The 23,197-nt window shown below is 58.2% G+C and carries 20 protein-coding genes; 14 read left to right on the forward strand and 6 right to left on the reverse strand.

All coding sequences use genetic code 11. The features are described 5' to 3' along the window. The 3 genes from E4Q23_RS19860 to E4Q23_RS19870 form a co-directional block, all read right to left on the reverse strand. Positions 1 to 254: transposase (locus tag E4Q23_RS19860; RefSeq protein WP_169068241.1), on the reverse strand; the 254-nt coding region annotated here is incomplete at its 3' end. A gap of 59 nt (positions 255 to 313) precedes the next feature. After that, the gene (locus E4Q23_RS19865; RefSeq protein ID WP_169068242.1) at positions 314 to 1,099 is read right to left on the reverse strand and encodes a hypothetical protein; all 786 of its coding nucleotides are present in this window, start codon (positions 1,097 to 1,099) and stop codon (positions 314 to 316) included. A 2,652-nt stretch (positions 1,100 to 3,751) separates the two neighbouring features. Continuing rightward, positions 3,752 to 4,720, reverse strand: coding sequence for an IS5 family transposase (locus E4Q23_RS19870; RefSeq protein ID WP_169068243.1), 969 nt, complete (start codon positions 4,718 to 4,720; stop codon positions 3,752 to 3,754). Between the two features lie 353 nt (positions 4,721 to 5,073). Here E4Q23_RS19870 and E4Q23_RS19875 point away from each other — a divergent pair, with 353 nt between their 5' ends. The 10 genes from E4Q23_RS19875 to E4Q23_RS19920 all read left to right on the forward strand — a co-directional run bounded on the left by E4Q23_RS19875 (position 5,074) and on the right by E4Q23_RS19920 (position 16,436). Beyond that, a complete protein-coding gene (locus E4Q23_RS19875; RefSeq protein WP_169068244.1) occupies positions 5,074 to 6,567 on the forward strand; it encodes a hypothetical protein in 1,494 nt (497 codons plus the stop codon). A 52-nt stretch (positions 6,568 to 6,619) separates the two neighbouring features. After that, a complete protein-coding gene (locus E4Q23_RS19880; RefSeq protein WP_169068245.1) occupies positions 6,620 to 7,876 on the forward strand; it encodes a peptidoglycan-binding domain-containing protein in 1,257 nt (418 codons plus the stop codon). A gap of 40 nt (positions 7,877 to 7,916) precedes the next feature. Continuing rightward, positions 7,917 to 8,969, forward strand: a complete 1,053-nt coding sequence (locus E4Q23_RS19885) for a hypothetical protein (RefSeq protein WP_336511742.1) — start codon at positions 7,917 to 7,919, stop codon at positions 8,967 to 8,969. A gap of 501 nt (positions 8,970 to 9,470) precedes the next feature. Beyond that, the gene (locus E4Q23_RS19890; protein WP_169068247.1) at positions 9,471 to 10,097 is read left to right on the forward strand and encodes a hypothetical protein; all 627 of its coding nucleotides are present in this window, start codon (positions 9,471 to 9,473) and stop codon (positions 10,095 to 10,097) included. Between the two features lie 202 nt (positions 10,098 to 10,299). Next, the gene (locus E4Q23_RS19895; RefSeq protein ID WP_169068248.1) at positions 10,300 to 10,707 is read left to right on the forward strand and encodes a hypothetical protein; all 408 of its coding nucleotides are present in this window, start codon (positions 10,300 to 10,302) and stop codon (positions 10,705 to 10,707) included. 16 nt (positions 10,708 to 10,723) lie between these two features. Then, positions 10,724 to 11,578 (forward strand): M48 family metalloprotease, encoded by an 855-nt coding sequence (locus E4Q23_RS19900; RefSeq protein ID WP_169068249.1) that lies wholly within the window; start codon positions 10,724 to 10,726, stop codon positions 11,576 to 11,578. A 703-nt stretch (positions 11,579 to 12,281) separates the two neighbouring features. Next, positions 12,282 to 13,535, forward strand: a complete 1,254-nt coding sequence (locus E4Q23_RS19905; RefSeq protein WP_169068250.1) for an IS4 family transposase — start codon at positions 12,282 to 12,284, stop codon at positions 13,533 to 13,535. Positions 13,536 to 13,799: 264 nt separating this feature from the next. Further along, positions 13,800 to 14,786, forward strand: a complete 987-nt coding sequence (locus tag E4Q23_RS19910; protein ID WP_169068251.1) for an IS5 family transposase — start codon at positions 13,800 to 13,802, stop codon at positions 14,784 to 14,786. Between the two features lie 276 nt (positions 14,787 to 15,062). Then, positions 15,063 to 15,494, forward strand: coding sequence for a hypothetical protein (locus E4Q23_RS19915; protein ID WP_248595606.1), 432 nt, complete (start codon positions 15,063 to 15,065; stop codon positions 15,492 to 15,494). Positions 15,495 to 15,929: 435 nt separating this feature from the next. Beyond that, the gene (locus tag E4Q23_RS19920) at positions 15,930 to 16,436 is read left to right on the forward strand and encodes a hypothetical protein (protein WP_169068252.1); all 507 of its coding nucleotides are present in this window, start codon (positions 15,930 to 15,932) and stop codon (positions 16,434 to 16,436) included. A 337-nt stretch (positions 16,437 to 16,773) separates the two neighbouring features. On the opposite strand, the gene E4Q23_RS19925 is transcribed toward E4Q23_RS19920, so the two are convergent. After that, positions 16,774 to 16,926 carry a hypothetical protein gene (locus E4Q23_RS19925; protein WP_169068253.1) on the reverse strand — a complete coding sequence of 51 codons (153 nt, stop codon included), beginning with the start codon at positions 16,924 to 16,926 and terminating at the stop codon, positions 16,774 to 16,776. Positions 16,927 to 17,993: 1,067 nt separating this feature from the next. Beyond that, positions 17,994 to 18,437 (reverse strand): hypothetical protein, encoded by a 444-nt coding sequence (locus E4Q23_RS19930; RefSeq protein WP_169068254.1) that lies wholly within the window; start codon positions 18,435 to 18,437, stop codon positions 17,994 to 17,996. 1,076 nt (positions 18,438 to 19,513) lie between these two features. On the opposite strand from E4Q23_RS19930, the gene E4Q23_RS19935 reads away from it, so the two are divergent. The 4 genes from E4Q23_RS19935 to radC all read left to right on the forward strand — a co-directional run bounded on the left by E4Q23_RS19935 (position 19,514) and on the right by radC (position 22,466). After that, positions 19,514 to 20,596: a DUF7146 domain-containing protein gene (locus E4Q23_RS19935; RefSeq protein WP_169068255.1), complete on the forward strand. Its 1,083-nt coding sequence runs from the start codon at positions 19,514 to 19,516 to the stop codon at positions 20,594 to 20,596. Positions 20,597 to 20,609: 13 nt separating this feature from the next. Continuing rightward, positions 20,610 to 20,876, forward strand: a complete 267-nt coding sequence (locus E4Q23_RS19940; RefSeq protein WP_169068256.1) for a hypothetical protein — start codon at positions 20,610 to 20,612, stop codon at positions 20,874 to 20,876. Then, positions 20,839 to 21,783, forward strand: a complete 945-nt coding sequence (locus E4Q23_RS19945; RefSeq protein ID WP_169068257.1) for a DUF1738 domain-containing protein — start codon at positions 20,839 to 20,841, stop codon at positions 21,781 to 21,783. The genes E4Q23_RS19940 and E4Q23_RS19945 overlap by 38 nt, the downstream gene beginning before the upstream one ends. Before the next feature lie 83 nt (positions 21,784 to 21,866). Then, positions 21,867 to 22,466, forward strand: coding sequence for a RadC family protein (radC, locus tag E4Q23_RS19950; RefSeq protein WP_169068258.1), 600 nt, complete (start codon positions 21,867 to 21,869; stop codon positions 22,464 to 22,466). 110 nt (positions 22,467 to 22,576) lie between these two features. Here the strand turns inward: radC and E4Q23_RS19955 are convergent, their stop codons facing one another. Beyond that, on the reverse strand, positions 22,577 to 23,125 hold the full coding sequence (locus E4Q23_RS19955; protein WP_169068259.1) for a LexA family protein: 549 nt from the start codon (positions 23,123 to 23,125) through the stop codon (positions 22,577 to 22,579). Positions 23,126 to 23,197: the final 72 nt, after the last annotated feature.

Below are 23,197 nucleotides of genomic sequence, written 5' to 3' on the forward strand. Positions count from 1 at the left end.
ATCTTCAACTTGCCGATCTCGCTGTACAACAGCTCTGGCTCACGGTGCGCCGCCGCTGGCTTGGGGCCGCGCTTACCTTCAAACAGCGTCTTGGCATTCTCCTGGATGGCCTTCTTCCATTGCCCAACCTGGACAGGATGCACGCCGTACTCCCGCCCAATCTCGTTGATCGTCTTGACCCCACGTACAGCTTCCAGACCAACCTTGGCCTTGAACTCCGGCGTATGTACCTTCCGCGTCGCTACTTCACTCATCGCTTCTTGCTCCCTATGACCGAGCACAGCTTAAACCACTGTCTGATTTCCAGGGACCACTATAGTTTGCCGTCTGGAGTACGTATCCGGCTCACGACCAGTCGCAGCGTCAGGGGCGCACCCGGGATAGGCGGCACGCGCTTGCCCTGCTCATCCATACGCTTGGGCTTGGCAGGTCGCACGATAGTTACCTCGGCACTGGCCAGCCACTGCACAGCCGGCTGGCCTCGGTGCTCGACCGTCCGAACTTGAGCAAAGCACAACCCATCGGCCACGCCCTCCAGGGTGCTGGCCTTCTGCTGGTACCTTACGCGTCCGGCCGCCTTGACACGCACAAGCCAGAGTCGATTGCGCGCACACCACTCCCGCTGATGAAAAACCGAGTCAGCCTCGCGATCCACGATGTGCACCAAGGGTTTGGCGACGGCTTGGCCTTCCAGCCAGTCGATGCGCTCTGTCAATTCGTCCAAATGGGTCTGTGGTCGGACCATTTCACGACTGCGAGAGCTCCACACGCCCTGGGCAGTGCAAAGATTCTGCGTCGGCGCTCCCAATGGCACCCCGTCACGATCCGCCATCAGTACCGTGCTCTGCAACTCGTAGCCCAGATCAGTTTCGTGAGTCATCTGCAGACGATCGAGCTTGCGGCGGTGGGTGTTGTAGTTCAGTCGCGACCAGTCATGCGCCGCCAAGGCATACTCGTCGCAACCCTCGGCGACCCCTTCCCGCGTCAGCGCCAGCAGCGGCGCACCCAGATCTGCCGGAGTCACCCGCTCGTTGCCCAGAAAACGCCACAGTGCCTGCGTATGCGCAAACGCCTGGTCACCGCAGGGCAACGCTTTCATCCCCGCCGCCAACTGATGCGCACAGTGACTATGGCCCATCACCAATTTCTCATACCTCCGCTTCAGCCGAGGCTCAAGTGCCAAGTTTTCAGATCCATACCGCCTACTTTTAACCTATTTTCGAACTTGTGTAGATACCCATGCCCCGAGGGCGGGGAAGTCCTCGCCGCCGGACGGGCTCGAGGCCTGGCCGCGAAAAACCGCAACCAGCCCCAAGCCCTTGAGCTTACTAGCGTTTCTGGCGCAGTAAAGGGTTCGCTTCGCCGGGCTTCGCCCGCCCTTGACAGCGCCTTCAACGCTCGCAACGCCGCTGGTCGGGGTGGCCATGTCTGCGCAGCCACACAGGTCGGTTGTCGCCGGTTCCACACGAAACGACATATTGCGACACGAAGTCGCTGGTTAAAGCTGTTCCCACTTCCACAGGAGGGAACCACCCGTGTCACCGGGTGAATCTAGACGCCTGAATCAAGAAGCGGCGTTGACAACGTAACGAAGCACGACAACGTGCGGGGTACAAATCGTGAGACGCGTGCCCTTCTGGCAGCCACAAGCCGGATGAGTGCTAGATAATTGGTATGGTGAAAACATTTGAATCTGTGATAAAGGCCGTGAATCGTAACAAGCGGAAGTGGCTATTACGCTTGAACCAAAAGGTAATGGAGGTGGGAACAGCGCTTTATGTCTGCGCTTTCGTGACCCATACGCCTCCCGGCCGACTGCAGGCACCTAACCCGATATGCTTTGCCAGGGGAACGTGGAAACCCCGTATCGCTCCCTTCGGGGACAGCAGGCTGCAAAGCCTGCCCATGGCGGTGCGGGTGTAGGATGTCGGAAAAAGCGAATGCCGTTCTGTAATCGAACGGATACGGGTTTTGACGTTACCCGGCGCGAAAGCGAGCCCACGTCCGATAGGTGGTACGTCGCGAGAAAGCTCGGAGAACCGTTGATGTGGGGGAAAGCAAATGGACGCTGCATCACGGGCGTGTGCACCTCCAACATTGTCGAAAGACATGTACAGCGGCTGTGGGTCGGTATCGCGAAGGTCGCTCGGGGAGCATTCCGAGTTCCCGGGTCGGCACGTATTGAGGCTGGCCTTTGTGCTGCTCGAGCCGAGTGATAGGAAACTATCACGCTCGGTTCCTCGGGGGCTGGGCGCGGGCAACCGCGCCTGGCTACCCTCCGACCCTGTTTCCATCTTCTCGCGACGGCAGGGTACGATAGAGTCGAGATGTGGCGGTGCGACACGAAGTCACTTGCGGGAGTTGTTCCCACTTCAACAGGAGGGAACCATCAGTGTCACCTGATGAATCTAGGAATCTGAATCAAGAGCGATTCTGACAACGTAACGCATCGCCGTAAGGCGCGGGGTATAAATCGTGAGAGGCATAGCCTTCTGGCAGCCATATGCCGGATGAGTGCTAGATAGCTGGTATGGTGAAAATATTTGAATTTGCGATAAAGATCGTCACTCGAAACAAGCGGAAGTGGCTATTACGCTTGAACTAAAAAGTACTGGAGGTAGGAGCAGCGCTTTGTCACTGCGCTCTCGTGACCCATACGCCTCTCGGTCCAGAGCAGGCACCTAACCCGGCATCCTTCAGCAAGAGGAACGTGGAAACCCCGTATCGCTCCCTTCGGGGACAGCAGGCCGCAAGGTTCTGCCTGTGGTGGTGCGGGAGTAGGATATCGGAAGAAGCGAATGCCGTGCTGTAATGGTGCGGATACGGGTTTCAGTGTTACCCGACGCGAAAGCGGGCCCACGTCCGATTGGTGGCACGTCGCGAGAAAGCTCGGAGAGCCGTTAGTGTGGGAGAAAGCAAATGGACGCTGCACCACTACTGGGCGTGTGCGCTCTCAAGATTTTCGAAAGACATGTACAACGGCTGCGGGTGGGTATCGCGAAGGTCGCTCGGTGAGTACTCCGAGTTCCCGGGTCGGCACTTATTGAGGCTGGCCTTTGTGCTGCTCGAGCCGAGAGATGGGAAGCTATCACGCTCGGTTCCTCGGGGACTGGGCGCGGGAAACCGCGCCTGGCTACCCTCCCGGTAGACACAGGTTTTTTTGTCTGTCCCAACGTTCCTTGTATCGCGTATTCGATCAGTGGTGCCCGCGTCCCTTGCGGCGGCTGTCTTCAGAGTCTCCCTGTCGCCATGCCTTGAGCCGCGCCACGGCTTCCGGTCCGCGGTGATAATCGGCGTTCTTGGCGAGTCATTTGGCTTGGCTGCCCCGCTTACTCACCGTCTGGAGAGAAAACAGACGACGAACCAAACCGTACAGAATAGCCAGATTTACATCATGCGGCTGCGAAATGTCCAACCCAAGAAAATCCAATTCCACGCCGGATAACGGCGCCCAATCTCTGGTTGGCACGCGATTGCCGGCGTTAGGGCTGGAGGCCCCCGAAGGACTCAGTCCAGTTCCACGCGAAACGGCCGAAACCCATAATGTTTATCTATTTGACGCGCGACGAGTGATTGACTAAGGTAATCGCTTCGGATGCTTTTATCGTCGACAGTACTAGGCAGTAAGTGTAGACCTTAAGGGAACGCCTTGTGCCTTGGTGGGGCGTTGGTGCACTATTAGTAACAGCTAATATACTATATGACTAATCCCGCCATTTTGGGCGCGAACTCCCCCTATCCCCGTCCTGCTTCATGCGGCAGGCGCAATTTGCCCAACCCCGACGGATTGCGGCATGCCCAGATAGGTGAAGGTGTTGATGATGGCGGCGCGGACGTGCGCTTCGGTCACTTGCCGCTCGAAGGTTCGAGAGTACAGGCTGTCGCCCAACTGCTTCAGCCGGTACATCATGTTCTCGGCGATGCTGCGCCGGTGGGAGTCGCTATCGTTCTTCCAGCCGGCGCTGCCCTTGGCGGCGATCTCTTTGAGAATACCGTCACGGGGATGATCGTCGCCCCAGGGAACAGCGCCGTCCCGCGGGGGAATGGTGGCACGGGCGTCGCGGTCGGCAATGGCGGCATGGCAGCCTTTGGTGTCGTAGGCGCCATCGGCGGACACTTGAGAGACTTCGCCTTCGACCTGGTCAAGCAACCCGGAGAACACTTCGCTGTCGCCCCAATCGGCCGTCGTCACTTCAATGCCGATGATGTCCTTGGTGGTCTCGTCGACGGCCAAGTGGATCTTCCGCCAGGTGCGGCGCTTGCCGACCCCGTGCTGGCGCACTTTCCATTCACCTTCACCGAAGATCTTCAGGCCCGTCGAGTCCACCACCACATGCGTTGGCCCTTTGCGCGGCCGACGCGGAATCTTCACCGAGATCTCACCCGCACGCCGGGACATGTGGGTGTGGTCCGGTACGGGAAGGTCCAGTTGGCTCAAGCGCATCAGCGACTTCATCAGTCCTTCCGTGGCGCGGTACGGCAACTGGAACAGGGCCTTGATCGTCAGACATGTCTGGATGGCCGTCTCCGAGTACAGCCCGGGCTTGCCCCGACCGACCGGTGGCGGGGGCGCCCAGTTGTCTTTGATACTGGCGTCGTCGAACCAGATCGTCAGGTCACCCCGGTTGACCAGCGAACGGTCGTACTCCGACCAGTTCGTCACCCGATACCGTTGCTTCGACCTCGCCTCGCCAGTGTCTGGCCTGACCCTCGCTGCCATCCGAGCTCTCCTCTATCGCCGCTGAGCCCCGACCCTGGGGCACATGCCATTATACTGCGCCAACGCCCCTTGGTGGGACTACCGTGTGCAAGCAGCGTAAATACGCTATGAGGGTGTACGTTCGTGAGTCTTTCACTGGCAATATAGAACGCCGCCCGAGTAAGTGGCAGCCGTCCGAGCAATGGAGAAAAGCGCCTCCGGATACTAACGAAGGAGAAAAGTATGCGGCTCTTTGGATTTGCAGCTATGGCGCTTGGCATTTCAGGACGCGTCCAAATTCCACCGGCCGAAGTTCCGCTAAAATTGTTCGATTTCCTATAATGCGTCAACACCCCTTCTCGAAGGGAAAGCCAATGGCACCGCCTATTCAGCGACTTCTGCTCGTGCTCTTGGCACTCGCGCTGACTGCCTGCGCAACAGTCATTCAACCGAACCTGGGCCCGGACATAATCGCCAGGCAAGCTTACGACGCGGCCCCGACGCTGTCCAACGCCATCGCGCTCGGTACCTCGATGCGCGACCGCTACCTCGACAAGATCGAGAGCCAAGTCGCATGGGAGCGCGGCGTCGGCGTCGGCCTGATCGGTGCGGCCACGATCGCCGCCGACCTTGCGATACGCGGTGTCGGCAGTTCCGAGGTGCTTGGCCTCGGACTCGCCGGCGCGGCGCTCTACACAGGCAACAACTGGCTGTTCAGCAAGCCGCAGCAGATGATCTATGCGGCCGGAGCAAGCGCGGTCCAGTGCGCGCTGGACGTGATGCAGCCCTGGCAACTGGCCAACGCGAGCCGGCCGGACCTGCGCGCGAATGTCGCGAGGATAGCGCTGGCGACCGCCGAAATCGAGAACGTGTTGGCCACGCGCACAGGACGACCTCCGACACCGGCGGAGACGATCGCGCGCTCGGCGGTCGAACGCGCCCACGCCGTGCTGCCGCCCGCGAAGGAATTGCTCAACGCCTTCGACGGCGCCGCGGTCGCGCTGCGCTCCTCTTTGATGGCGATCCAGTTCCAGGTCACGAATGCGTACCTCGCCAACTCGCCGAGCATTCAGGGCCTGGTGGATCAGCTTGGCAAGTCGCTACCGGCGACAGGTTCAAAGATAATCGGCGTGTCGCTCCCGTCCGTCGCGGAATCGAAGAATACATCGGCCGTCGGCGGGCAGGATGAGTTGGCCGGCAAGGCGAAGGTGCTCAACGCACTTGTCAGTGCGGTGGCCGAGAGCATCGTCACGGTCGACATCCACCCCAACGAAGACAAGCTCAAGCTGTGCAACGTCGACCTGCGGCAGGCAGGCCTCGCGATGAAGCACTCGCCGCCCGGCGCACTGGCGGTGCAGCCCGGCGGTGCGGCCACGGTCGTGGTTTCCGGCGGTGTGCTGCCCTACCGCGCCGAATGGATCGGAACACGCCCGCCTGATGGCGTCGCGCTGAAGATCGAATCGGGACAGGGCTTCGTCACCGTCGAAGCCAGGGCAGGCACCAAACCGGGCAAGTACCAGTTGCTGGTGCTCGATGCCGGACCGAGCCGCGACGCCATCGAAGTGGCGATCGGGGACGGCGGCGGTGCGACGCCATCACCGGCATCGCCAGTCGTCAAGCCAGTCAGCAGCGCCAGCGCGCCCAAGACCAGGGTACAGAAAGTACAGCAGGCATTGATTGCCCAGGGCATCAAGACCGTCAACGTCGACGGCAAGGACCAGCCGCTGACCGTCGATGGTCGTATGGGCAAGGTCACGGTCGAAGCCATGCGGAAGTTCTTCCACGACCAGGGCGCCAAGGACAACCAGATACCCACCGACACCACGCAACTGCTCAAGGAAACAGCCGACACGCTTAACATCAAGTGACGCAAGGACAGGTACCATGAAAATTTCCCACTACATCTTCCGTGCGTTCTTCGTGGCGCTGGCTGCCGTGGCGCCGCTCGGGATCCTGCTGAAGTTCAAGGATTCGTTCGTCTATGGCCCATTCGACTGGCCGCGCTTCGGTTCATGGTTCTGTTGCCTGGCCGGCATTCTCGGGCTGTTCGTGCTGGCCGGGCTGAAGATTCGCGGACGCGTGTTCGGCGTGCTCATCGACGAGCGCAACCGCTATGCCTTGTCGCGGCTGCAGATCACGCTGTGGACGGTGCTGGTGCTTGCGACCGTGTACGTGGTCTTTGTCGCCAACATCGTGCGCGGCAGTGCAGGCGAATCTCTGAATGTGAACCTGGACCTCAACCTGGTCGCGCTGATGGGCCTCAGCGTCGCCAGCTTCGTGACGGCGCCGATGGCGCTGAGCTACAAGGCATCGCAACCGGGCGATGCGGGTGAACTCGCGCGCACCGGCCAACAACTGCGCGACGCACAGAGTCTCGATGCGATCCCGTCGGCCACCGGCCGTGTGCTGACCAAGAACAGCCCGAACGACGCGCGACTTGCCGACCTAATCCGCGGCGAAGACATCGGCAACGCCAACGTGGTCGACCTGCCGAGGCTGCAGATGCTCCTCATCACGGCCGTCGTCGTGCTCGCATACGGCGGCGTGGTCGGTCACACACTCGGCACCGGCACCTTGCTCCTGAAAGCACTTCCCGTTCTGAGCAACACGGTGCTGATGCTGGTGCTGGTCAGCCATGGTGGCTACGTCGCCGGCAAGCTCATCCCGACCAACTCATCGGCCGTGTCGCCGCAGTACGCCACGCGCGCGCTGCAGGCCAGCCAGCGCGCCGCGTCGCTTGCAGCCGACCTGCAGGCGCAGCTCAACACGACGGCACCGGGAGATCCACGCTACGGCTGGCTGCGCGGCAGCCTGGCGCTCGCGCAGGGCGTGGCCGCCGAGGCAGCGGCGCTACCTTCGCGCTTTGCCGTGGCCGACTTCAAGCCGGAGGAAATCTCGAACATCGAAGGCCGCGTCGATGCGCTGCGGGCCAGCCTCGGCGCTCAGCCGGACGCGCCCTCGGTTCGACAGATGTACGACGCGCCGTCGACCGAGACCGTCAGCAAGCTGCAGCAGCGCCTCTATGCGCTCGGGCATGCTGACGTGCGCGTCACCGGCGTCGCCGACGTGGCGACCGAACAGGCGATCCGGGATAGCCTCGCGCAGCTGGGGGTCAAGCGTGAAGACCTTCATCCGCGCCCCTTCCGTTATTACGAAGAAATCGTGCAGTTGATCTGACCGAACCGACCAACCGATACCGGAGCATGCCGTGACCCAGATGCTGCTAGTCCACCAGACGCGCTACAAGGCAGCGTTCGACTTTCTGTCGCGGGATCTGCCCATGGTGAAGCAGACGGACTCGATCTGGAAGCCGTTCCTGCAGAACTCGAACCTGTCCGACGCTGAGGCGACCAAGGCACTCACCATGGACGGCAGCGAGCCGCTGATCTTTGCGGCTGATCTGGGCCTGTCGGTGTTCGGGCAGTTCGACGCGCAGATTCCGGACCGCATCGAGATCGGGATGGAAGTGCTGACCCGCTTTGCCGCGGCGGACCCGGCCGCGCAGCAGTTCCTGCGCGCGAAGGTGCTGCACGAGCTCTGCCACTGGGCTTGCTTCCGCAAGCGGGTGCCGGACAACGACACTGCTGGCGAGGCCTTTGAGACGGCAGCCTTCGGGCTGGAACTGCCGTGGTGGCCGGGGTCTGGTGTGAGGGCCGTGGCAGGCGTAGGTGTCGCCACGACCGCCGCTGGAGCGCCCATCGCGAGGGGCGGCCCCGGCAACGTGTTCGCCGACCCGGTCGCTCGCGCCCAGCTGATCGCCTCACTGCTGGGCAAGTTGGGCTTCGCGCCTGGCCGCCAATCCGATCCGGCACAGGCCGTATTTGGCGGCGTCGACGTTGCACAGGCGGTTCGGCGGGGCTTTCGGAACAACAACCCCGGCAATATCCGCGTGGGGTCGATGTGGCGCGGCCTCGCCGATCCGGTCGACGAGACCGACTTCCAGCGGCGCGAGAAGGACTTCTGCGTGTTTCGCGAGCCTGAATGGGGCTTCCGCGCGCTGGCCATCCTGCTGCGCAAGTACAAGACCGACCACGGGCTGGACACGCCGCGTAAGATCATCGCGCGCTGGGCGCCGGCCAGCGACAACAACGACGTCACGAGCTACGCCGGACACCTTGCCCTCGCGCTGGGCATCGGGCCGGACGACTTTGCTGATGCCACCGACGACACGAAGTTGCTTGTGATGATGCGGGCAATTGCGCGGCACGAAAACGGCGAACGCCCGCCGTATGCCGACATGCAGTACCAGACCGCACTCAAACTCGACTGACAATACATGCTTTTTTCAGGCCAAGTGTGGGATGTTGCCTCAGTTTTCAGGCCGCCGATGGCTGCTACGCCGCTGTTACCGCGAATTCGGCCTGCAAGTAGATTTTTCCGCTCGGTAGCGGTGGGTGTGACAACCGAGCAACGATCTTCCGGCAGAGCCGTGGGTTTTCTCATGATAATAAGAATCCCATGCTTACGGTGAATATTGGCATATGATATCCGAGTGCGGAAGCCCTGATATGGTATCCGAGTGGCAAGGCCTTGGTCAGGGGGGCTTTTTCAATCGTGCGTTAATCAGCTATTCATTAACTCCTCTTTTTTTTTGTTGCGAGAGTGTAATGCGATATTTCTACCTAACGCTTGGCTTTCTCCTCGTAGTCATAATCGGACATTTTGTCGGTGCTGACAACCGACAGTTATGGATTGGGATCGGAGGTGGAGCTGTGTCTGTCTTATTTATGCTAACGAAACCAGAAAAAGGCAATGATCGAAAGGGGAAAGAATGAATACGTTCTTCAGCAGACTGATATTCCAGCCTGGTCAGATGCTGCGTTTCTGGCTAGTAATAATATCCACGGCCACTCCTTTCCCATGTATGGGCGCTGAAACAGTCCAGTTCAGCAGTGAGGAGTGCTATCGAGAATACTTCCCTTTGGCTCTTGGGCTGCCAAGCGGCGCAATCCCCACGGAAGTAGAGTTTTATTGCGCCGCACCATGGGATATGGCGGTATTCGAGGGTGTGCGTAGCGCGTTAAAGGATGCACATTTCAACGAGGTCGAGGCAATTGTCAGTACCGTGTCACCCACGAAAGCAATAATTCTTAGGCAGACGCTGTCGATGGCATATGAAGCCGCTGACAATGGACCGCCAGGCATGGGCGCAACATACCGCATCTATAAATTTCTTCCATGGTTGCACGCGTTGAAGATTAAGAGTTCTGACGCTGAGGTTGTCAGTAAGTTCTTTGGCGAAAAGGATGTGGCAGCCCTTAGGTCAGCTGCTGAGCACATTGACTGGAATCAGCGTGTTCTGTTGAAGGGGCATAAACCTGGCACTGAAACAACGCTTACTTCAAGCACGCGGCTGTTGGATTTAACAGCGTTCATCTTGTCATTCAGGAAGCAGTAATAGAGTTGTTCCCGCTTATAAATCAATCGAAACAATTAGTTGGCTCCTCACTTGCCAGTTTTGGTAGAGCGAATGGCATAGCTTCGCTTGAATTGTACATAAGTTTCTCAATAAAACAATAAGTTAGGATTTGGAACAAGCACTAAATTATTGTACTCATATGACAGACCGCAATCGAAGTCAAACATCAGGAGGGTTCGTAATGGTTCAGGTACAGATTGTAAAGACTTTAACAACTGCCGTTCTTAAAGAACTTTCGCCAGAAGAAGTGTTTCTCGTTGAAGATTTCGACCCGGCACTACAGCTTGATGGCGAGACCAGTAGTGGGCCACAAGGCTTTGGCGCGGAAGCTGCAATAGCGATGTTGCTGCCTTTCGTCTATCGTTTCTTCGAAAAACTCGTCGACCGCCTTGCCTCACGAGCAGGCGATGGGGGATACGACTTGCTGCTACGTTGGTTTCGCGTGCCTAGTACAGATGACGATGAAAGAATTATTGACTTGATTAGGAAAGAGCTTCGATTATCTGGTCTGAACGACGAACTTGCCAATAAGGCAGCGCCAGTCGCTTTAAGAGTACTTCGTGAACAGCGTGGCCTTGTAGTGAAGTAGATTTGGTGCGTGTGGCATGAAGACCTTTACACCATTGGCTCGGATCGAATGGGTATTGCTAATAGCCTTCAGCTTCCCAATACAGGTTGCGTCGCCTGTAGTATGTTACTTCACGCAGGCTTGCATACTGTCAGACGCATTGGTGGATTCTGCATTTGGTGCGTTGTTCTTGGCGGCATTAACTAGCATTCTCGCTATGTTGGTTGATTCAGTCAGAGGGCAATTAAGCAAGCCAGCAGCAATTCTAAGCCATGACATACAAGCAAACTTGACGCATTGCCTGTCTCATGTTCACATCGGTATCCCAGCCCCTGTATTAATGCGTACCCGTGTCTTGCGAACGGACTTGGCGCTGGGCGCTCACACAAGGGGCATCTTTCGACCATATCTTGTCATAAGCGGGGGCTTGCTAGTTGGGTTGTTGCGAAAAGATCCCCGTGCATCGGCAATTTTGTGCCATGAACTTGCGCACCTCGATCATTTTGACCGGCTATTGCCAGGATTAATGGGACTTATATTTTTTCAAGTGGTCGGTACAGCCGTGAAGACGGTGAGCCAGATGGTTGCGGAAGGCCAGACTGGGACTGATGATGTTTTGAGATTCTTGTTTCTTGCGGTCTACAATGCCATTGTTCTCTCTTTCGTTTTGAGTTCGGTTTCAAAGTACCGTGAGTTCTATGCGGACGCGAAAGCGGTTTCAATTTTTGGTGATCAGATTGCCTACGTAGACCTTCTGAATAGCGCATCAGGGCGCGAGACACGAAAATTGTCATTCTTTCACCCCACGTTAGCAAAAAGGGTGGCGCAAGTAACCAACGGATTCCCAGTTCTGCGACGAGCAGTTTTTTTGGCGTATATTTTGGCCCCTTAATCTCATAATCTCTTGGTATCAATGGTGGATGTCTAGGTTATACGCGTTCGGAGATGCGCATTTTGAGCAATATACTGAGTCTGTAATTCTCGTTTCTGCCTGTTGCATTGCTTTTGAATTCGTACGTGGATCATTAGCGCCACCGAAGCGAACCCAGAGATGAACCGCAGTCGCGGGGACAAAGCCGCAGAATTATCTCCAGCCTCCTTCTGCACGATCCACGGACCCGTGCCCCATCACAGCGCTCCGCATTTTGTCGGGTTCCAGTGTGTGCATGCGGTCGCGCGGGGAGCGTGCGCCGTAGAACATGTCGATGTTCAGAAGACCGGATCTCGGCGCCATGACGTTCGCGCATGGGAGATCAGAAATCGGCTGTAGTTCATTGGGTGGGCGCGCCGATCGCACAATGTCTCGAAGGCAACGGTGTCCGGCTTGAGTTTTTAGCCGAAGCAGGCACGTCACCCATGGAGCAGCCTCAGTCGTGCCATACGAATATAATGGGATCATTTAATAGAAAAGTGACCGGTGGGAAATCTACGCACTATATGGCCCGGATAACTGGTTGGCAAAAATATTTTTAAAATAACGCGAAAAACACTTGACAAAGGTTTAGCAAAATGCTCGCAATTTAGGCTGTATAAACAACAGCTTATTGGAGTGCCTTGTGGATACCGAACGATTAACTGCGGTCATGGATAGCCTCATGAATCAGACCGTCCTGGGGGAATTGTTGGCGCCGGTGACTCGTGCCTTGGCGCAGGTACGCGGTACCAACACGGTATCGCGAGTGTTGAGCATGACGGATTTTATCGGCTTGGGAGTACTGCGCCACCTGCAGGGCATGCGCACGCTGCGCGAGCAGGTGCAGTCGCTGCTGCATTGCGAGCCTGGGACGGCGCAGCGCGTCCCGCTGGCACGTTCCACTTGGTCGGACGCGCTCTCCTCGCGCCGCCGCCGCGCGGTCTTGGGGGCGGCGATGCCGCCGTTGCTCACCGAGGCCCGGGCCGTGCTGCCGGATCGTTTGGCGCAATTCCCAGCCCTGCAAGGACGGCCGGTGTATGCGATGGATGGAACCTATCAGAGCGAAAGCGCCCACTACGGGCGGTGTACGCCCCGCCAGGGCGGGACGGACAATCCCAAGGGTCACGCGCTGTTGAGCTTCTACGACGTGCGCTTGGGTTGCCCTACCGACGTGCACGTCGAGACCCGCAGTCGCCACGAGATCACTCTGTTGCGCGACTACGACCAATCCGCGCAGGCCATGACCCGTGACAAGGGCGCGCTGTGGCTGGTCGACCGCGCTTTCATCGACGCGACGTTTTGGGATAGCCGGAAAAAGAGCTTGGGCGTGACCATGATCACGCGCATGAAAAGCAGCCTGAGCGTCGAGTCCACCGAGCCCTTGAAGGTGGCGGATGTCCCGGCCAACGACGGGGTGCTCAAGGATCTGCGCATCACCTTGCTCAGTTCCCGCCAACACTGGCGCCTGATCACCTTCCGCAGCCGACGAGGACATGTCGTGGAGTTTCTGACCAACGAGTTCGACCTCGCGCCCGGCGTCATCGCCTTCCTGTACTCCCGCCGCTGGGAGGAGGAGAAATGTTTCGACACCTGGAAGAACGACTTCAGCCTGGCCAAGGCATGGGGCGCCAGTGTGGCGGCCATCGAGAATCAGGTCCACCTGGCCATTGTCACCAGCCTCTTGGTGGCTCTGCTGGTGCACCACAGAATGGGTCAGCACGGAATCGTGGACGAGAAAGCGTTGCGCAAGCAGGCCCGGCGCCAGACCTCCAAGACAGACGGGACCGATCGCCCCGACTGGAGCGCCCCGGTATTCCGCTACACCTCCAAGGTGAGCCGCCAAGTCCTGCGGTTCTTCAAGCACTGTTTTCACAAACCTGCCTCCCAGGCGCTTTATGAGGCCCAGCTGAGGCCGTTGTTGCTGGCATACCTATGAAGAAACCGGACACCGTTGTCTCGAAGGATAAGGATAGGAAATCCAACAGCACCATCGGTGTTATATGAGCCTCCATCAAGGAGCGACAATCTCGCATATTTGATCGTCATCTTCTGAAAGTGAACATGTTTAATGTTCATGGGAAAACCTTACTCGAAGCGCTCTCCTTCACTTAAACGCAAATCTATATTAAGGAAGCGCTTATTTAATCGCCACATATACCTATAGTACAATTTGCCAATCAATCCTGCGCGAGCCACCCCGATGAAACAGATCAGTTTTTCCCAGGCCGAGTTTCAACGTAAGAAGCGACGGACGCGACGCGAGGTGTTTCCTGCCGAGATGGAGCAGATCATGCCGTGGGAGGAATTGGTTGCGGTGGTCGAGCCGCACTACCCGAAGGGCAAGCGAGGCCGGCCGCCGGTTGGGCTGGAGCGGATGCTGCGGGTGTTCTTCGTACAGCAGTGGAATGGTTTGTCGGACGAAGGCGTCGAAGACGCCATTACCGACAGTCAAGCGCTACGTGCCTTCGTTGGAATCGACCTGTCCCGAGAGGCTGCACCGGATGCGACCACCGTGCTGCAGTTCCGGCACCTGCTGGGGCAACATGCTCTGACGAAAAAGCTGTTCGAAGCGGTCAACGGCAAGCGCACGGCAGCGGGCCTCATGATGCGCGAAGGCACCAGCGCCGACGCGACGATCATCGCCGCCCCGCCGTCGGTCAAGAACGAAGCCAACGCCCGTGACCCACACATGCACCAAACAAAGAAAGGCAACCAGTGGTATTTCGGCATGAAGGCCCGCATTGGCGTCGATGCCGAGAGCGGGTTGGTGCACACCGTCGTCGGCACAGCGGCAAACGAGGCGGACGTGACGCAGACCGAGCATCTGCTGCACGGAGAAGTGAAGAACGTCTTCCTGAATGCGGGCTATATCGGCGCCGACAAGCGGGAAGAGCTGAAGGAACGGAAGATCAACTGGCAGATCGCCATGAAGCGCGGCAAGCTCAAGGCCGTCTCCGAAGAGAGCTCGTTTGGTCAGTTGTTGCGCAAACTGGAATCGCTGAAAGCCAGCATCAGGTCCAAAGTCGAGCATCCCTTCCACATCGTCAAGAACCTGTTCCACTACAAGAAGGTGCGTTACAAAGGGCTGGACAAGAACACGGCGCAACTGCACACGCTGTTCGCTTTGGCCAATCTGATGATTGCGAAGCGAAAGCTATTGGCGCTCAACAGCCAAGTTGCGCCTTGAATAGGACGAAAGGCCCGGGAGCGTGCCGAAAAGGGTAGAAAACCGCGGAATTTTGGGCAGTTTGACAAAAATCGCGGCGGGATGCAAAAAAACCGCTGCCGCGCGGCTAGGTAACGCATCGGCAGCTAATTAATCAGCGCTTCCCTAAGCGATTTTTGCAACTACGGCTTCAATGCAATCAATGCGTTACGCTGCCAGCTCAATGCGAAAATTAATTAGTCGGCGGTTCCATAGGGCCGCCGTCGAGGCGATTCAGTCCTACAAGGTTTATCTGCCGTGAACCGCCAGCGGTTTATCCGGGCGATTTCGGGGTGGCAGATAAACGCTATTCGTTTCCCATCAGGAGAAATTATGGACCCAGTAATCATATTCGCGGCGGGCGAATTAGCTATCGTAGTAATTATGGCTGCCTTGATTGCGCTGCTAAACGGGAAAGATCAAGAGAGTCGCCATCTGTATTTCGGGTCAGTTGTGCTTACCTCGTTAGCATTGGTATTCATGCTAGGAATGGCCATGTTTTACTGGGCGCCAACAAACCCGGCCGGTGAAGCCCGGGGACAGAAAATATTCGAAGCCTGCGTTCAAATCATCCCGCCGTTGCTTACACTAGTTATCGGCTTCTATTTTGGTAAGCGAAGCGAGGCTATGCCGAAGGGCGGCCAGGCTCCTAAAATTGGAGACAAGGCCACACCGAATGAGATTGGCTAACATTGCGCTCCAGAGACGCTGCGCGATAAAGCCGCGCAGCGTTCCTGAGCTTGAACGTTAGGCCACACATAAGGGGGTGCTATTGAAACAATCAAAAGTCACGGTTGGAGAGAACAGCAGCGCACAAACCGACCTAGCGCCGCTAATAATTAGCGTTCGCGCGACCTCGCGGGAACAGTGCCAGATCGTGGGGGGGGGATATCCATGTCTGCCCAATTTCGAACGAATAGCCCGCACAACTCGCTGTACGTAACCCCGCAAGAACGCTCTGCGCGCAGCGATAGCTGGCGCCCAGCACAAGACCCTGGCGCGACAGCGACAAGTAATAGCCGAGTCGCTTCTGGAACGCATCGGACAATGAAATCGATTTCGTTTCTCGCCAGCGAATAGACTGCTGTTCAAGGCAATCACCTGCAGACAGGAGAAACAAGCGCCATGGCTAAAAAGTACTTGATTATCGCTATCCGCGGATGGACTAACAGAGGCGACTCCCTGCTATTTGGTCGGTCGGGAGGAGAAATCCCACAAGAAACGATTGATGCACTTTGCGCCGACATGCCTGAATATGATTTATGGGTGCCACGACTAAATCTTCCAATGTTTTGCATGGAAACGCCAGAAAATATCTCAAAGGAAATTTTTTCCCAGGTCGACTCCTATTTAAAGACGAGACCAGAGTTAATATCCATTACGCTGCTTGGCTACAGCGTCGGGTCGCTTCTTGCCCGACGGATCTTTTGTATGGCGCACGGCTATAGTCCCCTTGGCGAATTAAGTCGGCCAGTTACGCCTTGGGCACACAAAGTTCATCGTCTGACAATGTTGGCCGGCATCACGAGAGGGTGGGAATTTTCAACGGCTTCACCCGATCACGTGAGATTTTTTTTCACCAATACTGTTTGGGATTGCCAGATTCATCGGCTTTCTCAAGGGAATAGGTAAACCGCTAGATCGCAAGTATCCAATTATCTGGCGTCTGCAGCGCGGTTCTCCATTTGTGGTTGGTACACGAATTCAGTACGTGCGCGTCATAGAGACGCTCCGCAAACGAGTCTCTGCTACCAGAGACGACAGGCCACTAACGGCCTCGGGGGTTCCTTCGACAGTGTTTCTGTTGGGCGCGCGAGACGAGTACATATCCCCGGCGGACTGCACTGAGCTCGGTCCTCGTGCGGAGTTCCTGTACGTCGAGTTACCTGGCGCCAACCACACCGAAGCCCTGCTCGTTACCGGGGAACTCGAAGAGTTCAAGACTAGACGTCTACGCGTGGTTGCTGCACTACGGGATTCCTTCGCAGAGCTCAAAGCGAGGAATTGGGTCGTACTCCCAGAAGACATAGACGACTACCTCGACCCGATGGATCTGATCGGGGACGATGCTTCTGTGCGACAGAAGCATCGTCCCGTGGAACATGTCGTGATGGTAGTTCATGGAATCCGCGACGATGGCTTTTGGACGAAGAGAGTTGCGCGCGAGGTCAAGATCCTGGCACGCGAACTTGGAATTGGCGTTCGAGCTCCGACGCCCAGTTACGGCTACTTTTCAATGTGGGATTTCGTCAAACCTGGAGGACGTGAGCGGGCTACCCGATGGTTTATGGAGCGCTATGCTGACGTTCAAAGTCACTTTCCTGGTGCTGACATTAGCTTTGTTGGCCATAGCAATGGAACCTACATTGCAGCCCGATCCCTTATTCTCTGCCCTGAAATCCGTCTACATCGCGTGGTTCTTGCCGGCAGTGTCCTGCGGTGCAGCTACGACTGGTCGAAGGTAAATGGTCGGGTGCATCAGGTGTTGAACTACGTTGGTAGTGCTGACACCGTGGTTGCCTTTCTGCCTGGGGTGTTCGAACGGCTCGGTTTGCGCTTCATGGACGTTGGGGGGGGCAGGAGCCTATGGCTTTGCTTTCGCGAAGGACCCCCTTCGCTCCAAACTTTCCTTTCCGTTAGACGATATCCAATATGTCCGAGGCGGGCATGGAGCAGCGATTGGTGAGAAGTGTTGGCCTGAAATCGCCCGTTTCGTGCTTTGCGGCGAACTACCCACTGCACACAAGGCAGAAAGGGTGGGATGGGTAAGGAGGTTGTACCGCGTAGCGCCTGTGCTCACTGCGACGCTCGGAGGTGTTGCTGCTTTTTTATTGACGGCACCCCTAACGTTGGTGGCATGGACATCAATCAAGCTTGGTTTTCCCGCTGATAGCGCTGCGATCACAACTATTGCGGTTCTGGGTGGGCTCGTCGTTTCATGGACCGCTAGCCGCATTCTGCGGGCGTGGTGAGCCCGCATCAAGGGTGAACGTTGCGACGCCGTCGCGACAGTACGGAGTGCTCACGATCTTGGGGGGTAAAATTCGTCCCGTAAGTTGGCCACCGCAAACGAAGTGAAGCGTAACTCCACGAGTCGCACGAGGTCACCCATTAGCCGGCCCCGGACCCTGTGGTTCCCCGTGTGTGACCACGGGCGTGCGTTTGACCCGTGCGTTGTTCAGATCATTGTCAATCGCCGCTTTCAAATGCTAGGGCTCGAAGTTCCGCCCTTACGGATTGAGGCGGAGAGCCAGGATAACGAAGGCCTTGTACCCTATCTACCGTTGCCTCGGACAACCGTCCGACATCTCGCATCACCGCGTGATATTCAGGATCATCACGTTCCTCAGGAGTTCTCAAATAGGCGTTTGGCAGACTGCCAAACCAATCCCTAGCGATGGTCCCTTCCCTTGCCCTTACAGTTGCCTCAATTTGTGCAAGCAGGGTGTGAATTTCACGGACAAGGTCGTGCGCTAGAAGAATTTCATCTTTGGCGACAGCGACAACATGCTTTTCATGAAGCTTGCGAAAACGCTCACGTAGATCTCGCAGTTTGACCATTTCGGCTGTTGCCTGAACGTCGTTTTTTCTTACCAGCTTCTGCAAGGTTTTCGAATACAGAATTAAGTTCATTTGAAATTGTTTCAAAGCGCAGCTGTAGGATAGCTACTAAGGCTTCACGATCCTTATCTTCTTGCAGTTGTTTCTCAGGACGAAAGAACACTAATAGAACAACTATCGTAAAAAATGAGAGCGATTACTACAATCTTCACCCAAGTCCGGTAACCCATAAGCATATCGACGAGATCTTTCATGACTAATGCTCCCGCGGCTAATTTTTTTTTACGGTGACAGCTTTGCTGCGTAACATCGGCGCCCTCTCCCTAAGCCGGTGTCACTCGAAACGCTGAAGTCCCTACCTCAGCAGACTCTGCGCCCTATGGGTACTAATTCTATACAGGAAAAGACGATCGTCAAAAGCGGCACGTCGCAGGCCAAGTCAATAGCCTACACCCAGGCCGCGACGACGGCTGCTTCCGGCAAACTTCTACTGTCTTTTCCGGGTCGGATCCGGGCGTAGCGAAGAGATAGAAGCAGCCATTCGGCGCAATTTCTTCCCGTCCGTCCGGTAAAGGAGCCATACCGGCCGTCCGCTCCATGTGCCGCCAACGGCCGCTCTGGCCGACGACCAGACGTAGAACGCCTCGTTCCGAATGCCCGCTTCGCAGCAAACACCGGACACTGATTGTCGTCGCTCTGCCGGCGCTCGTCGCCGCCAAATTCCGCCGCCAACTATGGCCGCCAAATTTGCGCGGTTCGACGCCGCCGCTAAAGCTCGCCGAATTCGATTCGATCAGGACGCATTTCGCCCGCCGAAGGCCGTAGTGCCTGCGTAACATCGTAGCTGTTTCCTCCCCTGCAGCACTTTCCCCGGCCACCGTGCCGGGGCTTTTCGGAGGGGTTCGGTGAGCCTCCTGCGAACAGCCCATTGAGTTTCGATCCCGCACCGTAAGGCGCAGGATGGACGTGTGGTAGCTGGCCACGAGAAAACAAACAGCATCATGACCCCGCCGGGGAAGCGTATCCCGGCAGGGCTACCTTCATGCCGCGCGGAACGTTCCAACCGGCCTTGCCGTGGCCTTCCCCAGGACCTCGACATGGGGTGCTTCGGAAGGTCCCGACCGGGACATTCCATGGAGGCACCTGCAATGAAACAGGCTTATCAAACACAGAGCGTCAAGGATGACGCACGCGGGCGCTGGGAGCGGGTCCTGCCCGATCTGGCGCCGGCGTTGAAAGAGGCTGTGGAGCGGCGAGGGAAGCATGTCCCTTGTCCGGTCCATGGTGGTCGGGATGGCTTTCGGGTTTTTCCTGACGTCGATCAAACCGGCGGCGGCGTCTGCAACACCTGCGGCTTTTTTGCCGACGGCTTGTCTTTGCTGATGTGGGTCAACGACTGGGATTTCAGTCGCACGATCCGCGAAGTGGCCGAGCATGTCGGCGGCCAGCCCGTCAGCAGCACCCGCAGACAATGGCCGTCAGTCGCAAGCGGTATGCCCGACGATGCTACCCGCCGCGAACACCTCAATCGCACTTGGCGGGAATCCTTCCCGCTAACAGACCCGCAAGCCGAGCCGGCGCGTCTCTATCTGGCGCGGCGAGGTCTGCCGGCAACGGCACCACAAACCCTGCGTTTTCATCCCGCGCTGGGTTACTGCGCTGATCGGTGTCTCGTGGGGCGCCATCCAGCCATCCTCGCCCAGGTCACCGGGCAGGGGGGCGATGCGGTGACTCTCCATCGTACCTATCTGACGGTCGATGGCCACAAGGCGTCGGTTGACGCGCCCAAGAAGCTGATGCGCCATCCCTCGGCGCGACAGCTGACCGGCGGCGCCATTCGCCTGATCGCCCCCGGGAGTCGCCTGGCGGTGACCGAGGGCATCGAAACCGCACTTGCCGTCATCGAAGCCACCGGTCTGCCCGCCTGGGCGACCGGAAATGCCCATCTTCTGGAAACCTTTGTTCCTCCTCCAGGAGTGCGCCAGGTCCTGGTCTTCGCCGACAAGGACCGGCCGTCGCGACAGCACCCGTCCGGACACGGACAGGAAGCGGCGAGGGCATTGGTGACTCGGCTCTGGGCCATGGGGATTCAAGCCGGTGCGATTGCGCCAGCGCTCACGATTCCCGACGGCCAAAAAGGGGTCGATTGGCTCGACGTGTTCAATCTCGCAGGGAAAGCAGGTTTTCCCACGCTCGGCAGTGTCGACAAGGCACTCACCCGGGCCGCCTGACGAGGAGGTGACCATGTACGGCGTCATCGACTTCAGCCGGATCGCTACCCGGCCAGGGGGTTTCGGGCCTTTTGCTCCGCCAGTCGGATGGCAGGGCGACTACCGGCAATACCTGCAAACCCGCTTCGATGGGGACATCGGTGTGCGACAACAGATCCTCGTCGTCGGCCGAATCCTCGTTCGTCAACCGGACGGTACACGCGCCAGGTTTCTCGGCCCGCATGCCGTCGAGGCACGGAAATTTGCCCTTTCCGCCGGCTCATCAATCAGCCGCTGCTAACGCAGCAGACTTACCCGGCCTTGGCCGGTTTTTCCATCCCACGGGGAGTGTACCGCTCCCCGCCGGGGATGGTGCCTTCCCGTTTTTCACTGGAGGCACCATGTACGACAAATTCGCACCCCTTCTCGAACAGGCTCTTACCGAGCCCGGGATCGTCAGTCAGGCTTTCCGCCGGTTTCACCGTTTCAGCATCGGCAACCAGATTCTGGCGGCCCTCCAGCTCCGTCAAAAGTGCCTGCCCCTGTCGCCCATCGCGAGCTTCAGTCGCTGGAAGGCGCTGGGTCGTTCGGTTTGCAAGGGACAGAAAGCACTCTCGCTGTGGATGCCGATCACCGTCAAACGTTGCGGCACGAACGCGGTTTCTGACGACTCCGGCGATCCCGGCGGCAGCGAAGAGGTATTTACGCGCTTCAAACTCGCGCCGCGCTGGTTCAGCCTGGAGCAGACCGAAGGTGAGGCCTACGCCGAGCCTGTCGAATCGCCCCATTGGGATGCCGAAGCGGCTTTGGCCGCGCTGGACATCACGCTGGAGCACTTTGATTACCTGGACGGCAATGTCGAGGGCTATGCGGTTGAGCGCCGCATCGCGGTCAGTCAGTTGGCAGAGCATCCCCACTCGACGCGTTTTCACGAGATGGCTCACGTCGTTCTCGGGCACACCCTGGAAGGCGACTGCCATGACGCCGCGTCGACGCCACGAAGTGTTCGCGAAGCCGAGGCCGAAGGCGTGGCCTTTCTCCTGTGTTCGATCCTCGAGTTGCCAGGCCGGGACGAGTCGCGAGGTTATATCCAGTCGTGGCTCAAAAACGGTCAGCTCCCGGAAAGATCGGCACAGCGGATCTTCAGCGCCAGCCAGAAGATTCTCGAAGCCGGCAGACCCGTTAGCCAGCCAACCGTAACGCATTAAGCCGCAATCTTTGAACCCCGCGGGGCGTGCATCGTCCCGCAAGGGGAGGGTGCCGCCCCGTTTTTCTATTGGAGGCACCCCAGATGATCCATTCAAGCAACCGCGAACTCCTTTCGATCGTGCTCGGCGACGAGGCAGCGTTGCTCGCCAGCCGCTCGCTGGCCGAGCTTTTCGGGCTGCGCGCGCCCCGGCAGACCACTACCCTTGGCACGGAACAGGCGCTTCTTCCCTATGCCGTGCCTGACCGACTGATGGCGGCCCGGGAACTCCTTCGGCGCGCCCTGGCGGAAGAGCTTGCGGAATCGCCTGTCAGCTTGTCTTCAACGACGGCTGTTGGCGACTACCTGCGTCTGTTTCTTGGCGGGCAGGAGTACGAGAGTTTCGTCGCACTGTGGCTCGATGGGCAGAACCGGCTGATCGCCGGGAGCGAGCTCTTTCGCGGGACGGTGACCCAGACGTCGGTCTACCCCAGGGAAGTGGTCAAAGCCGGCCTGAGGCTGAATGCCAGTGCCGTCATCCTGGCGCATAACCATCCCTCGGGGCATCCCGAGCCGTCACGCGCCGACGAGCTGCTGACCAGCGAGCTCAAGAACGCCTTGGCGCTGGTCGACATCCGGGTGCTCGACCACTTCATCGTGGCCGACACCGCGGTCATGTCCTTCGCAGAGCGGGGGCTGATCTGACCAAAAAAAATACCCGCCACCTCGGCGGGTATTTTTTTTGTCGGCAGCAGGCCGGCGATGAACGGCCGAATGTAATTGCTAATTACAAGACGGCTCGCCGAACGTAATGATCAGCGAAGCCGACCGGAAAAGACCACCGTGCCGCGAACAACGGTGTCGTCTGGCAGACGCATGATCGGTGTCGGCCAGTTGGGATTGAGCGTCTTGAGAAAACGGCCTTCCGGCGTGAGCACCAGCCGCCGGAAGAGAGCGGTTTCTCCGTGGAGCACCACGACATCCTTGCCGTGCGAAGCGGGAACGCGCGGGTCGACGAAGAGAATCTCGCCTTCGCGGTAGCCGTCATTTCCGTTCATCGCCTCGCCGAGCACTGGAAGGGCGAAGGTCTCGTCGCTGTGTTCGACGGGGCAGGCCAGCCACGCACTCTGACCGCCGTCTCCCGATGAGTCGGTGGGCAAGAGCTGTTCCCACCTCAGCACCGGCACCACGCCCCTGGCGAGCATGTGGGCGGAGATCGGCTCCCGGCCAGCCAATTGATCCGGCGTGACNCCGAGCTCGGCGGCGAGCTTTTCGAGCGTGTCCTGCCGCGGATGTTTGGCCTTCGAGCGCTCCCTGAGAATCCGGTTGATGGCCGGCTGCGAGACACCCGAACGATGGGCCAACTCGGTCGTGATTCAGGCGATGTTTGCTCAGTCAGCTGTCTTCAAGGATTTCTGCAACCGGGTTTCCGCTGG

The organism is Candidatus Accumulibacter phosphatis, assembly GCF_012939955.1.
GTDB classification, from domain to species: Bacteria; Pseudomonadota; Gammaproteobacteria; order Burkholderiales; family Rhodocyclaceae; genus Accumulibacter; species Accumulibacter delftensis.

Excerpts from the sequence above, each read along its gene's own strand:
- E4Q23_RS19865 (WP_169068242.1), bottom strand. The coding sequence starts at position 1,099 with ATGAAAGCGTTGCCCTGCGGTGACCAGGCGTTTGCGCATACGCAGGCA.
- E4Q23_RS19870 (WP_169068243.1), bottom strand. The coding sequence starts at position 4,720 with ATGGCAGCGAGGGTCAGGCCAGACACTGGCGAGGCGAGGTCGAAGCAA.
- E4Q23_RS19875 (WP_169068244.1), top strand. The coding sequence starts at position 5,074 with ATGGCACCGCCTATTCAGCGACTTCTGCTCGTGCTCTTGGCACTCGCG.
- E4Q23_RS19885 (WP_336511742.1), top strand. The coding sequence starts at position 7,917 with ATGCTGCTAGTCCACCAGACGCGCTACAAGGCAGCGTTCGACTTTCTG.
- E4Q23_RS19890 (WP_169068247.1), top strand. The coding sequence starts at position 9,471 with ATGAATACGTTCTTCAGCAGACTGATATTCCAGCCTGGTCAGATGCTG.
- E4Q23_RS19895 (WP_169068248.1), top strand. The coding sequence starts at position 10,300 with ATGGTTCAGGTACAGATTGTAAAGACTTTAACAACTGCCGTTCTTAAA.
- E4Q23_RS19900 (WP_169068249.1), top strand. The coding sequence starts at position 10,724 with ATGAAGACCTTTACACCATTGGCTCGGATCGAATGGGTATTGCTAATA.
- E4Q23_RS19905 (WP_169068250.1), top strand. The coding sequence starts at position 12,282 with ATGAATCAGACCGTCCTGGGGGAATTGTTGGCGCCGGTGACTCGTGCC.
- E4Q23_RS19910 (WP_169068251.1), top strand. The coding sequence starts at position 13,800 with ATGAAACAGATCAGTTTTTCCCAGGCCGAGTTTCAACGTAAGAAGCGA.
- E4Q23_RS19920 (WP_169068252.1), top strand. The coding sequence starts at position 15,930 with ATGGCTAAAAAGTACTTGATTATCGCTATCCGCGGATGGACTAACAGA.
- E4Q23_RS19925 (WP_169068253.1), bottom strand. The coding sequence starts at position 16,926 with ATGAACTACCATCACGACATGTTCCACGGGACGATGCTTCTGTCGCAC.
- E4Q23_RS19930 (WP_169068254.1), bottom strand. The coding sequence starts at position 18,437 with ATGAACTTAATTCTGTATTCGAAAACCTTGCAGAAGCTGGTAAGAAAA.
- E4Q23_RS19935 (WP_169068255.1), top strand. The coding sequence starts at position 19,514 with ATGAAACAGGCTTATCAAACACAGAGCGTCAAGGATGACGCACGCGGG.
- E4Q23_RS19940 (WP_169068256.1), top strand. The coding sequence starts at position 20,610 with ATGTACGGCGTCATCGACTTCAGCCGGATCGCTACCCGGCCAGGGGGT.
- radC (WP_169068258.1), top strand. The coding sequence starts at position 21,867 with ATGATCCATTCAAGCAACCGCGAACTCCTTTCGATCGTGCTCGGCGAC.